The sequence below is a fragment of the Amycolatopsis sp. cmx-11-51 genome, assembly GCF_047608665.1.
Lineage (GTDB): Bacteria > Actinomycetota > Actinomycetes > Mycobacteriales > Pseudonocardiaceae > Amycolatopsis.
The window spans coordinates 215,333-228,889 of record NZ_JADNQO010000011.1 but is presented as its reverse complement, the minus strand read 5'-3'; the positions used below and the strand labels follow the sequence as shown (position 1 = coordinate 228,889).

The 13,557-nt window shown below is 69.5% G+C and carries 12 protein-coding genes and 1 pseudogene; 4 read left to right on the top strand and 9 right to left on the bottom strand.

Annotated features, from left to right (window positions below; translation table 11 throughout):
• The first annotated feature begins 32 nt into the window (after nucleotides 1-32).
• Nucleotides 33-1,136, top strand: coding sequence for a peptidase inhibitor family I36 protein (locus ACM6LU_RS30115; RefSeq protein ID WP_414941174.1), 1,104 nt, complete (start codon nucleotides 33-35; stop codon nucleotides 1,134-1,136).
• A gap of 48 nt (nucleotides 1,137-1,184) precedes the next feature.
• Here the strand turns inward: ACM6LU_RS30115 and ACM6LU_RS30110 are convergent, their stop codons facing one another.
• The 4 genes from ACM6LU_RS30110 to ACM6LU_RS30095 form a co-directional block, all read right to left on the bottom strand.
• Entirely contained in the window at nucleotides 1,185-1,979 is a 795-nt protein-coding gene (locus ACM6LU_RS30110; protein ID WP_414941173.1) for a hypothetical protein, read from the bottom strand.
• Nucleotides 1,980-2,025: 46 nt separating this feature from the next.
• A complete protein-coding gene (locus ACM6LU_RS30105) occupies nucleotides 2,026-2,319 on the bottom strand; it encodes a hypothetical protein (RefSeq protein WP_409491077.1) in 294 nt (97 codons plus the stop codon).
• Between the two features lie 167 nt (nucleotides 2,320-2,486).
• Complete coding sequence (locus ACM6LU_RS30100; protein WP_414941172.1) at nucleotides 2,487-3,077, bottom strand: hypothetical protein; 591 nt, start codon at nucleotides 3,075-3,077, stop codon at nucleotides 2,487-2,489.
• Nucleotides 3,078-3,084: 7 nt separating this feature from the next.
• The gene (locus tag ACM6LU_RS30095) at nucleotides 3,085-4,494 is read right to left on the bottom strand and encodes a M20/M25/M40 family metallo-hydrolase (RefSeq protein ID WP_414941171.1); all 1,410 of its coding nucleotides are present in this window, start codon (nucleotides 4,492-4,494) and stop codon (nucleotides 3,085-3,087) included.
• A 188-nt stretch (nucleotides 4,495-4,682) separates the two neighbouring features.
• On the opposite strand from ACM6LU_RS30095, the gene ACM6LU_RS30090 reads away from it, so the two are divergent.
• Nucleotides 4,683-5,105, top strand: a complete 423-nt coding sequence (locus ACM6LU_RS30090; RefSeq protein ID WP_414941170.1) for an HPF/RaiA family ribosome-associated protein — start codon at nucleotides 4,683-4,685, stop codon at nucleotides 5,103-5,105.
• Nucleotides 5,106-5,204: 99 nt separating this feature from the next.
• Here ACM6LU_RS30090 and ACM6LU_RS30085 read toward each other — a convergent pair whose 3' ends face one another.
• Nucleotides 5,205-6,110: an alpha/beta fold hydrolase gene (locus ACM6LU_RS30085; protein ID WP_414941169.1), complete on the bottom strand. Its 906-nt coding sequence runs from the start codon at nucleotides 6,108-6,110 to the stop codon at nucleotides 5,205-5,207.
• Between the two features lie 76 nt (nucleotides 6,111-6,186).
• Between ACM6LU_RS30085 and ACM6LU_RS30080 the strand changes: the two genes are divergently transcribed.
• Nucleotides 6,187-6,813 (top strand): winged helix-turn-helix transcriptional regulator, encoded by a 627-nt coding sequence (locus ACM6LU_RS30080; protein WP_414941168.1) that lies wholly within the window; start codon nucleotides 6,187-6,189, stop codon nucleotides 6,811-6,813.
• A gap of 31 nt (nucleotides 6,814-6,844) precedes the next feature.
• Here ACM6LU_RS30080 and ACM6LU_RS30075 read toward each other — a convergent pair whose 3' ends face one another.
• From ACM6LU_RS30075 to ACM6LU_RS30060, 4 genes and pseudogenes are all read right to left on the bottom strand, one after another.
• Nucleotides 6,845-8,086, bottom strand: a complete 1,242-nt coding sequence (locus tag ACM6LU_RS30075; RefSeq protein WP_414941167.1) for an RNA polymerase sigma factor — start codon at nucleotides 8,084-8,086, stop codon at nucleotides 6,845-6,847.
• Nucleotides 8,083-8,406: a YciI family protein gene (locus tag ACM6LU_RS30070; protein WP_414941166.1), complete on the bottom strand. Its 324-nt coding sequence runs from the start codon at nucleotides 8,404-8,406 to the stop codon at nucleotides 8,083-8,085. The genes ACM6LU_RS30075 and ACM6LU_RS30070 overlap by 4 nt, the downstream gene beginning before the upstream one ends.
• 240 nt (nucleotides 8,407-8,646) lie before the next feature.
• Nucleotides 8,647-10,996 (bottom strand): annotated as a pseudogene (locus ACM6LU_RS30065) (LuxR C-terminal-related transcriptional regulator).
• The gene (locus ACM6LU_RS30060; protein WP_414941165.1) at nucleotides 10,993-12,144 is read right to left on the bottom strand and encodes a molecular chaperone DnaK; all 1,152 of its coding nucleotides are present in this window, start codon (nucleotides 12,142-12,144) and stop codon (nucleotides 10,993-10,995) included. Before ACM6LU_RS30060 ends, ACM6LU_RS30065 begins: the two are co-directional and overlap by 4 nt.
• Nucleotides 12,145-12,437: 293 nt before the next feature.
• Between ACM6LU_RS30060 and ACM6LU_RS30055 the strand changes: the two genes are divergently transcribed.
• Complete coding sequence (locus ACM6LU_RS30055) at nucleotides 12,438-13,469, top strand: IniB N-terminal domain-containing protein (RefSeq protein ID WP_414941164.1); 1,032 nt, start codon at nucleotides 12,438-12,440, stop codon at nucleotides 13,467-13,469.
• The last annotated feature ends 88 nt before the right edge of the window (nucleotides 13,470-13,557 follow it).

The following is a 13,557-nucleotide window of genomic DNA, read 5'->3' as shown; positions in this document are numbered from 1 at the left end:
GTCGGATTCCGTCTCTCCTAGGGAGCTCAGACGTGCGTAAGTACAGACTTGGGGCGGCCGTGCTGGCCGCGGTGATGGTATGCCTGGCCGGTGGTGTCCCGGCGAACGCCGAGCAGCGCGACGACCACTGCGTCGCCGACACGGCGAGCGGCGCGTTCCGGTGCTTCGGTAGCGTCGGTGAATCGCTCGCCACGGCCTCGGCGGGCAAGGTGGGCGTCTCCGCCACGGTGATCAGCGTGCTGTACGAACACGCGAACTTCGGTGGCGCGAGCGTCGCCGTCACCGGGTCGCCATGCGTCGAGGGGACCAACCAGACCATCGGCTTCCTCGGCGGCTGGAACGACAAGATCTCCTCGTTCCAGACCTTTTACAACTGCTACATCACGATGTACTCGGACGCCGAATACCAGGGCGCCAGCCAGGAGTGGTACGCCAACGACAGCGGCAACTACGGGTCGAACATGAACGACCTCGGCAGCTCGGTGGTGTATTCGCGCGGACCCTCCCGCGCCGAACTGCTCAAGGACTGCGGCCGCGCCACCCGGGACTGCAACGCCCACGTCGACCAGCGCGGCCAGGACTTCTACGGCAACTGGGGTCGCGTGGACACGGTGTACAACTGCAGTGCCAACAAGATCACCCAGGTGATCGGCAAACGCGACACCCGCAGCGGGAAGAACACGGTCTCGAACGAGATCAGCGTGACCGCGGGCTTCGAGTTCCTCGTCGACTGGTCGGTCGCGTACAAGCGGACGTGGGGCCAGGAATGGGGCTGGGAGACCAGCGAGAGCGTCGAGACCCGGATCGAGGTCAACCCCGGTTACTGGGCGGGCCTGGACCGTTCGCCGGTGATGCGGGTGGCCAGCGGCTCGTACGACATGTGGTACAACAACCGAAAATGGGGGCACCACCAGTGGTATGTCTGGAACTTCAGCGGTGAAGGCCCCGCTCCCGGCGTTGTGGGCCAGACCAGGACGGTCGGCAAGAAGATGACCTCGGACGAGAAGAAGAAGGTCTGCGGGAAGTCCGCTGGGCTTGTGCGCTCCTCGGCCGGAACGCAGGCCGAAAGCGCCGCGACCGCCGCGACGCCGTCCGCGCCCGCGTTGCGTGTCGCGGAGGGACCGCTGCACAGCTGATCCACTGAATGCCGTCGATGACCCTCGCCGCCCCTGCGGTGGCGAGGGTCAGCGGCCGCCGAGCTTCGGCAGGGTCAGCGTGGTCACCGCCGTCGTCACCCAGCCCAGCAGGTCGCCAAGCGGGACGGTGGACAGCTTTTCCGGCCATTCCTCGGCCAGCGCGTGCAGAACGAGGTGGCCGTCGTGTGCCTCCACCGCGGTGAGCCGGACCGCTCGCGGGAGTTCCGGCAGGGGAAGCACGATCGGTTTGAGGCGGGACGGCGGCCCGAACCGGCGCCGTCCGATGTGGACGGCCATCGGCCGCAGGACGACCGATTCGCCGTCCACAGTGGACTCCAAGGCGAGATGTCCCCAGCGGGGCCGCTTTTCCCAGCGGACGTGGAAATGGCCGTCCTCGCCGGGGGTCACGATGATACCTGGCCGGACCTCGGCCACGCGTGCCTGCAGGATTTCGGGGGCCAACCGGATCGCCATCTTCACCTGTTCGGGGATGGCGGCCGGGGATGGGAGTGAACGGAGCCGGACGTTCGACGCCAGCACGGTGATGCGCCTCAGCGGGGTTTCCGGCCAGTCGACGTCCTCCACGACGATGCGGACGTCGCCGATCCGGCCGGTGGCGGCCAGACTGAGGCTGTCGGCCTGGTAGTCGAGCCCGGTCAGGGTGAGCCCGACGTCGTGCCCGTCCACCTTGGCCGTGAGCCGTCGCCCGACCAGCTGTTCGGTCACGGTCTTCAGCAGTGCGGCGGGGGTCACCGGCACGTTCGGCAACAGCGCCCGCCCGGCGGCGGCCAGGCCGAACAGCTCGGGAAGGGGGTTCAGCTCGAACCATCTGCCTTCGCTCATCCGACCAGTGTCGCCGAACGGGACGCCGATTGCCGCCGCAGGGGGGTCAGCGGGCCGCGAAACGGGCGATGACGCCCGCCAGGATCACCCAGAACGCCGCGGCCAGACCGTAGTCGAGGATAACCGCGAGATTCGGGTCACTCACCGGGAAGAGTCCCGGCCAGAACAACGCCAGCGGCTTCGCCAGCGCCTGGATGAAGATGAAGAAGCCGTTGCCCGCGTTGGCTCCCGCGAGCACCATGACCATGTACAGCAGCTCGATGAAAGCGAACAGCGCGCCGACAGCGGTGATGACGCGTACGGCGGTGTTGCTCCTACTGGTGGTTCGCCATCTGGACATGGCTGAAAAGTTCCCCGATCGGGCGATGACAAACGTTTCAGCGGCCAAGTTGCGCCGATCGGCCGTACCCACCTACTCCTCGTAGGCCGCCAGTGACTGTGCGATGGCCTAATCCTGGACCGCGACGCCGACGGACTTGCCACCGCGCACATCCGGCGGTTGCTCAGTTAGTCGCCCAGGGGTGCGCCCCGCCACTGCCAGCCGGCACGGGAGGGGCGCCCGGGAAGTTCCGTCCGGTCCGTCGCCCACAGCAACGCGGTCCAGGGATCGATGTCGATGGTGTCGATGTCCGGGAACATCCGCGTGAGGACGCGTGAACAGATGTCGCGAGGCGGATCGAGGGCGACTTCGAGTCCCCTTGCCATGTCTTCGCCGTGAACCAGGGCCTCGACGCAGCCCATTCCGGCGAAGCCCTCGATGTCGGCGTAACCGCTCGGGTGGTAAGCGCGGACGTCCGGGGTCACCGTGCGCAGGGTGGCGCTCAGGATGCCGCCGCCGACGGTGATGAACTCCAGCATCTGCGCCGGCGTCGCCGCCTGGTCCGCGACGGACTCGAAGCACACGAAACGCGGCGTCGACGGTCGGGCGATCAGCAATCCGGCGTAGGAGATGAGACAGTCGCCGAGGTGCTCGGCCGTCCGCCAGGCGTTCAGTTCGCCAGTGCCCGGCGCCGACGACCAGTCGTGGGTCGACGCCTTTCGCAGGCCGCTCACCACACTGGTCACCGCCGCGTCGAGATCGTCGGGCGTGATCGTCATCGGGGCATCAGCTCAAGGGCGTCGGAAACGCGACCGGAGAACGGCGGCCGTTCTTCCCGACCGCCCGAACGCCGAAGAACACGTTGTCCTTCGACAGCTCCACCTTAGCCTCGGTCTTGTCACCGACCCTGATGGAGTGCGTCCATTCGGCCGCCGTCGTCTCCCGCCAGACGACCTCGTAGCCGGTGAGATCCGGGTCGGTTCCGCGCCGCCACACCAGATCCGTGTCGTTCGTCAGCCGGTTCGTCCGGATCCGGACCTCCTCGGGGGTGCCGGGCGCGGTCGCCAGCGACCACATCGTGGCCGCGTTCACCCGCGCGACCCTGGCGATGAACGGGAAATCGCAGAACTCCGGCAGGTCGCCGAACTGCTCGCCGTTCTCCACCCGGACGTCCTGGTGCTGATGCGCGAAGTCCTCGTGTGGCTCGGTGAACCGCGCCGCCGGATACCCCTGCTCCAGGAACGGGATGTGGTCACCACCCCGGAGGTAGCGGTCGCGCCGGTAGATCACCCGCACGGACATGCCGGTCGCTTCGTTCTCCGCGACCGACCGTACGAACCGTGCCAGCTGACGGGAGGGTGAATCGTTCTCGCCGCCGACGGAGCGCCGGATTTCGGCCTGCGCCGGGGTTTCCGACGTCGGCACGCCCTCGGCGAACAACCGGATCGTGCGCGGATCCCGCGTCCCGTCGTCCGCGCGGCTCGAACCGACGATGTCGTTGGTGAACATCCCCTGCACGTTCGTGCCCGCCGCCTTGTAGAGCGTGGCCAGGTGCCGCGCGCCGAACAGGCCCTGTTCTTCGCCCGCGACCGCCGCGAACACGATGGTCGCGGCCGGGCGGCGAGTGGCGAGCACCCGGGCGAGTTCCATCGCGACGGCCACTCCGGAGGCGTCGTCGTCGGCGCCGGGCGCGTCCTTCGTCGCGTCGAGCGGATCCGAACACCGCGAGTCGTAGTGGCCCGACACGACGTAGACCCGTTCTGGCGTGGTCGATCCGCGCAGCGTGGCGACGATGTTGGTGATGGTGGTGGCGACAGGGATCCGGGGCGGGGTGGGCGGCTGCACGTACGACTGCGGCTCGACCTTCATCCGGCCGCCCGACTTTTCCGCGGACTTCCGCATCTCCGCGAGGATCCAGTCGCGGGCGGCGCCGATTCCCCGGACCGGATCGGTCTGCGAGGACAACGTGTGCCGCGTCCCGAAGGCGGCGAGCCTGCGCACGGTGGCCTCGATGCGGTGCTCGTCGATCTCTCGCAGGATCGCTCGGAGTTCCGCGTCGGGCCGTTGCGGTGGAACGGATCCGCCGGGCCCTCGATCGCCGAGCTGCTCGGCACCGGCCGGCACGCCGGTGAGGGCGACCGCGGACAGCGCGGCCGACGTGGACAGGAACACTCGTCTGGACCTCTCCTGAGCCATCCTTCGTTCCTACGCGCCCTGGCATCGGGCGTCTACCCGCGAAAAGGATGAGCGCGGCAGGCGGTGGATGGGGGAGGAAGCAGCCGGTTGCCGAGACTTGACCGCCCATCTCCATGTCGCCGGGGTTTGAGCCGGCCGTCCTCGTGGTATTGACGGAGATCAAGGCTGTCCCGTTTTGGAGGGTGCTCGTGCAGATCCAAGTCAACACCGATCACAAAATCCACGGTGGCGAAGGATTGGCCGCTTATGTGACCACCGATCTGGAGAACAGCCTGTCCCGGTTCGCTGGATGGCTGACCCGGGTCGAGGTACACCTCAGCGAGGACGGAGGCGGCAAGCCGGAGGACAAGAAGTGCGTGATCGAGGCGCGGCCCGGTGGTAAACAACCGGTCGCGGTCACCCACCACGCGGCTACCGTGGACGACGCGTACGCCGGGGCGGCGAGCAAACTGCTGCGGGTGCTGGATTCCCAGTACAGCCGCGCCCACGACCACAAGGGCAGCGACAGCATCCGTCACATGCCCGCGCCGGAGGACCTGGAGCAGGTCGGCGTGATCGAGGACGAGTCCGCGGGTCTGAGCAAGGTGACACAGAACCCCCAGGCGACTTGACAGACGACAGCTCGACCGGCGGGCCGCTCTCCACCGGCGTTGACCGACACGAGATCTGGGCGTCGGTCCGATCCATGCCGTGAAAGTGGCTTACATGTCCTACGCGCGGCTCGTTTCCCCGCGCTGTGTCGCGGTCCAGCCGCGGATCGCGGCGACGAACTCCTCTGGTGCGTCGGATTCCACGTAGGTGCCGGCGCCCTCGACGATCACGGTCTTGTGGTCGGTGAAGGTCGCTTCCAGGCGCTCGCGTTCTTGTCGACGGAAGGCGATGTCTTTGTCACCCCACAGGATCAGTGTGGGGAGTTGGGCGACGTCGGCGAGACCGGCTTCGACCTCGGCGAAGAAGGCCCGGCTGCTGAGGACCCGGCGGGGGAATACAGCGGAGGCCTGGCGTCGCTCGGGGGTGGCCATGGCCCGCCGGTAGTGGGTCATCTCGGGTGCGGTCGGCTTCCGCCGCGGGTGACCGAGGGGGACGAACACGTTGACGACGAAGTTCAGCCGCCGGGCCAGGAAGCGGCCTGCAGGGCCGCCGAAGACGCGTGAAAAGTACTCGAAGTGGAAGACGCCGTTGACCGGCCATGCCCAGGTGTCGGCGAGCACCAACCGGTCGAAGACGCCTGGCCGTCGCTGCGCGGCGGCCAGGCCGATCAGGCCACCCCAGTCCTGTCCGACCAGAGTGACCTCATTCAGGCCGAGCGCGTCGACGAACGCGGTGACCACGTCCGCGTGTTCCTCGGGCCAGTAGCGATAGCCGGGCTTCGCCGTCGACAGCCCGAAGCCCGGGTGGTCGAGGGCGATGCACCGGAAGTCGTCGCGCAACGCGCGGATCACGTCGCGCCAGAGGAAAGACCAGGTCGGGTTGCCGTGCAGGAGCAGCAATGTGGGGCCTGACCCCTCGTCGACGTAGTGCACGGTGTGCCCGTCGATAGCGACGAAACGGCTCTTGAACGGGAACAGGTCGTCGTCGACCCAGGAGGGCCGCACGCTCCTGGAGGTATCGACCATGACAGCCCTCTCCGCTCGGTTTCACGCTAGACTTGAGCTTGTCACGCGCACTTGAGTTAATCAAGCGAGGGATCCGATGCGTAGCTATGGTCAGTACTGCGGGCTCGCCCGGTCCCTCGAGGTCGTCGGCGACCGGTGGAACCTGCTCATCGTCCGCCAGCTCCTCATCGCCCCCGCCCGCTACCGGGACCTGATCGACGGCCTTCCCGGCATCGCGACCAACCTGCTCGCGGACCGCCTCCGCGACCTCGAAGCCTCGGGCGTGGTCGAGCGGCGACTGTCCGGGGAGGGCAGCGTGGTCGAGTACGCCCTCACGCCGTGGGGTGCCGAGCTGAGGCAGCCGATCGAGAGCCTGATCCGCTGGTCCACCCCGTTGATGGTCCGCGGCCCCGGCGGCGACTCCTTCCGCCCCGAGTGGCTCGCCCTCGCCGTCCCGGCTCTGCTCGACGCCAGGGTCAAGGTCCGCGCCCCGGCGACGGTCGGCCTCGAGATCGGCGACCCGCCCCTCCAGCTCCACGCGACGCACTCCGGCTTCGAAGTCGGTCCGCAGGACGGCCGCGACCTCGACGCGACCGTCCGCGCCGACCCCGCCCATGTCCTCGCCTTGGCCGCCGGGGCTCTCACCCTCAGCGACGCCCGCGCCCTCGGGCTGGTCGAGATCGACGGCGACGAGTCCGTCGTCCGCACCGTCTTCGCCGCCTGACGAGACTCCCGATCCTGCCGGACTGACGACATCACCCTGGCGACAGTTGGTCGCGGCGGCGGGTCAGGTAGGCGGTCTCGGCGGTGTTGCCCGCCAGCTCGATGGCTTTGTCGTACGCCGCGCGCGACTGCTGACTGCGGCCAAGCCGGCGCAGCAGGTCGGCGCGGGTGGCGTGGTGGGCGTGATAGCCGGCCAACGGTTCGGCAAGACGGTCGACGATGGCCAGTGCCACCTCCGGTCCGTCGAGTTCGGCGACCGCGATGGCCCGGTTGAGGGCGACGATCGGCGAGGGATCGAGGTGGACGAGCTGGTCGTAGAGGGCGACGATCTGCGACCAGTCGGTGTCGCGGACGTCGCGGGCGGAGGTGTGCACGGCGTTGACCGCGGCCATGATCTGGTAGCAGCCCGGAGCGACCCCTGCGGAGGCGGCGGCGAGGCGCTCGCGCACCAGCCGGTGGCCCTCGGCGATCAGTGCCGTGTCCCAGGCCCCGCGGTCCTGCTCGTCGAGAATGACCAGTTCGCCGCCTGCCGAGACCCGGGCGGTGCGACGGGCCTCGATGAGCAGCATCAGCGCCAGCAGCCCGGCCACCTCACCGTCCCGCGGCATGAGGGCACGGATCAGGCGGGTGAGCCGGATCGCCTCGGCGGTCAGGTCGTGACGGACCGGATCGGTGTCGGGGCCGGTCGCCAGGTAGCCCTCGTTGAAGACGAGGAAGAGGACGGCGAGTACGCCGGAGACGCGCGACGGCAGATCCTCCGCGGTCGGCACGCGATAGGGGATGCGGGTCGCCTTGATCTTGGCTTTCGCGCGGGTGATCCGCTGCTCCAAGGTGGTTTCCCGGACCAGGAAGGCGCGGGCGATCTCGGGAACGGTCAGCCCCCCGAGCAGGCGCAGGGTCAGCGCCACGCGGGCTTGCGTCGCCAGCGCCGGGTGACAGCAGGTGAAGATCAGCCGGAGCCGGTCGTCGTCGATGGCGCCGAGAGACTCGTGCGGGTCGTCGTCGTACACCGTCCGAGCCTCCTTCTGCTTGTCGTCGCGTTTGTTCTCACGCCGGATCCGGTCGATGGCCTTGCGGTTGGCGGTGGTGGTCAGCCAGGCGCCGGGGTTAGGGGGTACGCCGTCGGACGGCCACCGCTCGACGGCGGTCGCGAACGCCTCGGCGGCCGCCTCCTCGGCGATGTCGAGGTCACCGAAGCGCCTGGCCAGGGCGGCGACCACCCGGGCCCACTCCTCGTGGTGGACCCTGGTGATCGCCTTCTCGACGTCGCTCACCGGAACGGCCGCACCTCGATCTTGCGATCGCAGACCTTCGACGCCTCGGTGGCGAGCTTGAGCGCCACGTCCAGATCGGGGGCCTCCCACACCCAGACGCCGGCGAGGTACTCCTTCGACTCCACGAACGGCCCGTCGCTGAACACCGGCCGCTCGCCCCGGTTGTCGATGACCGTGGCCGTGTCGGTGTCCGCGAGCCCGCCCGCGAAAACCCAGTGGCCCTCGGCGATCAGTCGTTCGTTGAACTCGCTGATGGCAGGCTCCCGGTCGGTGCTGCCGGGGTTGCTCTTGTCGTCGATCACGGAAACCAGGTACTTCATCGGAAGATCATCTCCTGTGGCGTCTGGACAGCGTGGTCGTTCAGGCCGTCGCGTACCGCGGGCGCCCGGCCGGCCGGTGGACCCGGATCGTCACGTCCTTCGAGTCTGTCGGCCGAACAGGAAAGCCTCGGCGCGCTGCCTGACCGCGGTTTCCTTGCCTGGGCGCCGCCCCTTCGCAGGCGGCCTCACCCTTGCTACGAACGCCACCACCCCGATCCGACAACTCGTCTCGGGCTTCTTTCAAGAACTTTCCGGAAGCATCTCCCGCAACATCGCCAGCAGCTCCCGCCGGTCCCCGGCCCCGAGTTTCCCCCGGATCCGGGCCATGTGGTGCTCCACGGTCTTCCCCGAGATGAACAGCTTGCTCCCGGCCTGTTTGTACGTCAGCCCGTCGACGACGAGCCGCGCGAACCTCCAGTTCCCGTTCGCTCAAAGCGTTCAGCCCGGTAGCCGCGACGGGTTCCGGAGCGCGGCCCTGGAACTGCCTGGCCGCTTCGAGCAACTGGACCATCGCCTTGCGGTCCGAGGTCCGGATCGCCGCCTGCCCGGCCAGCCGGGAAGCGTCCCAGCAGAGCCCGAGTTCGTGCAGTTCCGACGCGGACGCGGTGATCGTTTCGGGGTCGAAGGTCCCGGTCAGGACCGCGAGCCAGCCGGTCGCGGCGGAGGCGAGTGCCGCCGGATACCGTCCGCAGGAAGCGAAGTCGTTCAGCGCGGCCAGATGTTCACCGGCCGACGCGTGATTCTCGACGGTGATGGCGGCGTGCAGTTCGTGCCAGCGCAACGTCGCTGTCCACAGTGGAGGGTTGCCGAGCGCGTCGAGCACCGTATGCGCCCGCTCCAGCTGCCCGGCCAGTTTGGCGCTCGCGCCGCCCCGCGCGGCCGCGATCGCGAGTTCTCCCAGCGGCAGCAACGAATACAGGTTCGGCTGCTGTCGCATCGAAGCCTGGTACGCCCGGTCCCAGGACCGTTGCAGCCAGGGAAGGTCGCTCGCCCGTCGCGCCAGGCCCAGTTGGAGGGTGGCGGCGAAGAGTTCGTCGCGGGCTTCGAGACCCTCCGGTGGCATCAAGGCCTCGGCGGCCGTCTTGAGGTCGCCCGCGGTCATCGCGACCCAGCCGAGCAGCAGCCGGTGCCGTTTCGCGAGCAGGTCGCCGCCGATCCGCCCGCTCACCGCGCGGCTCAGCACCGACTCGGCCAGCGCGAGTTCGCCGGAATGCAGGCCCACCAACGCCGCGAGGGCCGCCGGGCTGTCCGGCAGGGGTGCCGGCGCCCCCGCCGACTCCAACATCGACGCCGCGCCGAGCAGGGCCGACAGGGTTTCGGAGCCGCAGCCGGACACCGAATCGGTGACGGCGCGCGCGGTGCGTGAGGCGGCGCCCGCGAACAGGGTCGGGACTTCGGGGGTCTCCAGCACGCCACGGGCGGCTTCGAGTTTTCCGGTGCCCAGCAAGGCGATCGCGGCGAACGCCTTCGACCCGGCCCGGCCGGACCATTGATAGAGCTCCGCGCTGTGCGCCAGTTCGCCGCGATGCGCCAGCACGGTCGCGGCCACTTCGGCGCCCGCGGCCCTGGCGTCCGTATCCGACGTACTGCCGAGCATGCCGTCACCCAGCCGGAGCGCGGTGTCGAGATCACCGGCCAGCGCCGCGGCGTGCGCCCAGCCGACGGTGAGCGCCGCGCCGCGCCCACCGGCCTCGGACGCGGCTTCGTAGAACCGCGCCGCGAGTTTCGTGTCGTCGGGCATCGCCTCACGCGCGGCCGCCTCGAACGCCGCCGCCGCGCTCGCACCCGAACTTCCCGTTCCCAGCAGGGAACGAGCGAGGTCCAGTACCGGAAGCCCGTCACGCAACTGGAGTTCCACCAGCCGCTGCAGCACCGTCAGCCGACGCCCCGGCGAACCCCAGACGCGGACGGCTTCGGCGGCGATCGGCAGCAGGACGTCGCCCTCGCCGAGGAGTCCGGTCGCCCTGGCGCCGTCGAAGATCTCGGGCAGGCCCTCGCGATCGCGGTTGAGCAGCGCCGCCAGCAGATCGAGATTCCGGCTGGCACCGGCTTCGGCCGCGATGAGGTAGCGGTGCACGTCGTCGTCCAGTTGTTCCAGCTCGCCGCGGAAGTCCGCGAGCCTGCCGGTGACGGCGCGAAGCACGAGTCCCGGCACACCACCGGTTCTGGCGTGAACCTCTTCGGCCGTGGCCGCGTCACCGCCGGCGTACTCGACGAGCCGTCGGACGTCATCGACGCCGAGCGCGCCCAAGGACACCGATCTGCCGAAGGAGTCGGCGAGTGCGCGCAAGGTGGTGGTCCGCGCCGTCGGGCGGAAGGCCAGTACGACGGGCGTGGTCGTTTCTTCCGCCAGTGCCCTGATCTTCGCGATCTCGTCGTCGCCGAGCTGGTCGGCGTCGTCGACCAGAAGAGCCTCGACCCCGGCACCCGCGTAGTGGCGCCCGAGGAGACCGAGCAGATGGGTCTTCCCGTGCCCGCCGGGGGCGACGACGGTGACCCGCACCGGTAATTCCGGGGCGGCGGTCACCTCGTCGAGCAGGCGCCGGGCACCCGGATGGATGATGCCGGGTTTGTCTAGCAGTGCGTTCAACAGCGACCTTCGGGTGAGGTGGCGGCACCGGGGGTGGGCGGTGCGCAGGAACTCGAAGTGGTGGGAGGAGCTTCGGGACCCTTGTCCGCGGTGGCTTCTCGAGTGGTCAAGGTGAGCAGCAGGGCGGTCGCGGCCAGCACCGCGACCGCGGCTGCGGCGACGAGGGGCTTGCGACGGCTGAGCAGTTTCGCCGCCCCGGTGCGTTCTGGCAACGGAAACGGGGTGATGTCGACCGGCGGCCGTTCGGGCCGCTCGGTGAGCTCTCCTGGCGCGTCGACCCGGGGGAGCAGGGTGGTCTCCGCGGTTGCCACCGAGGCCGAGGCGATCGAGTGCGAACCGCCGGGTTGGGGAACGTCACGTCGTGCGGCGATGTTGGCCGCGCCGGTCGCCACCGTCAGCACGGGATCGCTGGAGGCGAAGACGGGGCATGGCGTCCGGCCGGGAACCGGCGGGGCCTCGCCGCAGAACACGATGCCCGCCAACGCCGTCGGCTGGATCCCGGCGCCGTGCGCGAGTTCGAAGACCTTGCCGACGGCCTCGCCGGGGTCGACGCCTTCCACCGTCTTGACCGGCTGCCAGCCGTTGATCCCGGCGGCGGCGATCGTGACCACCGCGCCGTCCGGGCCGAACTCGCAGATCCCGGCGGTGACCTCGCCTTGCGGGGCGAGGTACGCGTGGAGTGCGGCGATGGGCGCCGGTACCAGCGTGGCGTGGGGGTATCCGGCTTCGGTCAGTGCCCGGTGCAGCAGGTCGCGGCGGAACGAGCCCCAGCCGACGGGGTGCGTGAGCACGATGTGCCGCGGTTTCTCACCGAAGCGCTCGGCCGCCTGATCCACCGCCGCGTCCACGAGGACGGCGCTGAGGGATTCGGCGGGGAACCGTTCGCGGCCGACGATCACCGGGACGTCGTCGCCGATCCGCTCGTGGAACCCGGTCAGCAGCCGAGCGGGGGCCGACCGACCCTCGTCGACGGCGGCGTCCCCGGTGAGCAGGTAGCCGTCGTCGTCGAGGAACACCGCGGACGCCGCCGACGGGCGGCGCCCGCCGAGCCACGACGGTTCGGGCACGCCCCAGCCGTCGCCCTGGTTCACACAGGTGGCGGCGGTGGTGCGGGTCGAGGCGATATCGATGCCGAGGACGTAGGGCAACGCGCATCCTCCTTCGCTTGACCAGCCCCTGAGGGCCAACTAGGGCCAATCACCCGAACGGCTTTACCCATTCGGGTGAGTGTTGGCATTAAACCCAACCGGGTGCGTCTCGCTTAAGCCCCTAACGCCCTAACGATGTCATACCGATCCCCTATCGGCTGAGTGAGTGACGACCAGGAGTGATCCCCGATGTGCTGAGAGGTACCCCCGCACTAGCTTCGGTTACTGCGACCAGCCGTGCCGTCGGCGCGCTGCGCTTGCCCACCGACCTAGACCACCAGGAGAGTCCTTCCATGGGTTCCGTCCAGACCCTGCACGACTTCACGCTGAACCTGCTGAACGACACCGCCGCCCGCGTGGCGTTCGCCAACGACCCGCAGCAGGTCCTCGCCGAGGCTGGCCTCGGCGACATCAACGCCGCCGACGTGCACGAGGTCGTCCCGCTGGTGCTCGACTTCGTCCCGGTCGACACCGCCACCGACAACCTGGCGGGCTTCGGCGGCGTCGCGAACGTCGTCAACGGCACCGACGGCGAGTGCGCCGACGGTGTCCAGGGCGCGATCGAGCAGCTCACCGCGCTGACCGCCGGCCTGCCGGTCGACGTTCCCGGCGTCGGCACCCTGCCGGGCCTGCCCGAGGCCGGTCTCCCGGGTCTCCCGTCCGTGCCGGGCCTGCCCGAGGTGGGCCTGCCCGCCGTCCCGGTCGTGTCCGACGTGACCGACGTGTCGAACGCCGCCGCCGGCGTGACCGCCCTCGCGCAGAACACCGTCGGCAGCTTCGGGCTGACCGACGACCTCGCGCTCGGCCTCGACGCCGCTTCCCTCGGCCAGGCCGCCGGTGTCGCCAACGGCGTCATCGCCAACGGTGCCATCGCCAACGGCGCCATCGGCACCGCGACCGACCTCGTCCACGACGTCTCGATCGTGGACGCCGCCGGAGTTCCGGCCGTCGACGCGGTTCCGGCCGTCGGTGACCTGAACACCGCCCTGCCCGGCGTCGATGGTGTCGTGGGCGGTTCCCCGGCCGTCCTGTCCCAGGTCGGCGACCTGACCAGCGTCATCGGCAAGGTCGGCGTCGCCGACGTCACCACCAAGGTGCACGACGTCGCGAACAACTACACAGGCGACATCGCCAACAACCACGGCGACGTGACCGGCAACATCGCGGGCAACGTCGCCAACGACGTCGCCAACGTCGCGAACCACGCTGGTGTCTCCGACGTCCACGACGTGGTCTCCGGGGTCGGCAACATCGGCCACAACATCGGCGACATCAACATCGGTGCCGGCGACATCGCCTCGGGCAACGACATTCACATCGGCTGAGCCGAATATTTTTCATTTTCGTGCCCGGGCCCCGCGACCACACCAGGTCGCGGGGCCCGCACGCCCGTGTTGGCTCATGCCACATTGA

Bases quoted from the DNA above. Each gene is read 5' to 3' on its own strand.
- ACM6LU_RS30110 (WP_414941173.1), bottom strand. From the start codon at position 1,979: ATGAGCGAAGGCAGATGGTTCGAGCTGAACCCCCTTCCCGAGCTGTTC.
- ACM6LU_RS30105 (WP_409491077.1), bottom strand. From the start codon at position 2,319: ATGTCCAGATGGCGAACCACCAGTAGGAGCAACACCGCCGTACGCGTC.
- ACM6LU_RS30100 (WP_414941172.1), bottom strand. From the start codon at position 3,077: ATGACGATCACGCCCGACGATCTCGACGCGGCGGTGACCAGTGTGGTG.
- ACM6LU_RS30095 (WP_414941171.1), bottom strand. From the start codon at position 4,494: ATGGCTCAGGAGAGGTCCAGACGAGTGTTCCTGTCCACGTCGGCCGCG.
- ACM6LU_RS30085 (WP_414941169.1), bottom strand. From the start codon at position 6,110: ATGGTCGATACCTCCAGGAGCGTGCGGCCCTCCTGGGTCGACGACGAC.
- ACM6LU_RS30080 (WP_414941168.1), top strand. From the start codon at position 6,187: ATGCGTAGCTATGGTCAGTACTGCGGGCTCGCCCGGTCCCTCGAGGTC.
- ACM6LU_RS30070 (WP_414941166.1), bottom strand. From the start codon at position 8,406: ATGAAGTACCTGGTTTCCGTGATCGACGACAAGAGCAACCCCGGCAGC.
- ACM6LU_RS30055 (WP_414941164.1), top strand. From the start codon at position 12,438: ATGGGTTCCGTCCAGACCCTGCACGACTTCACGCTGAACCTGCTGAAC.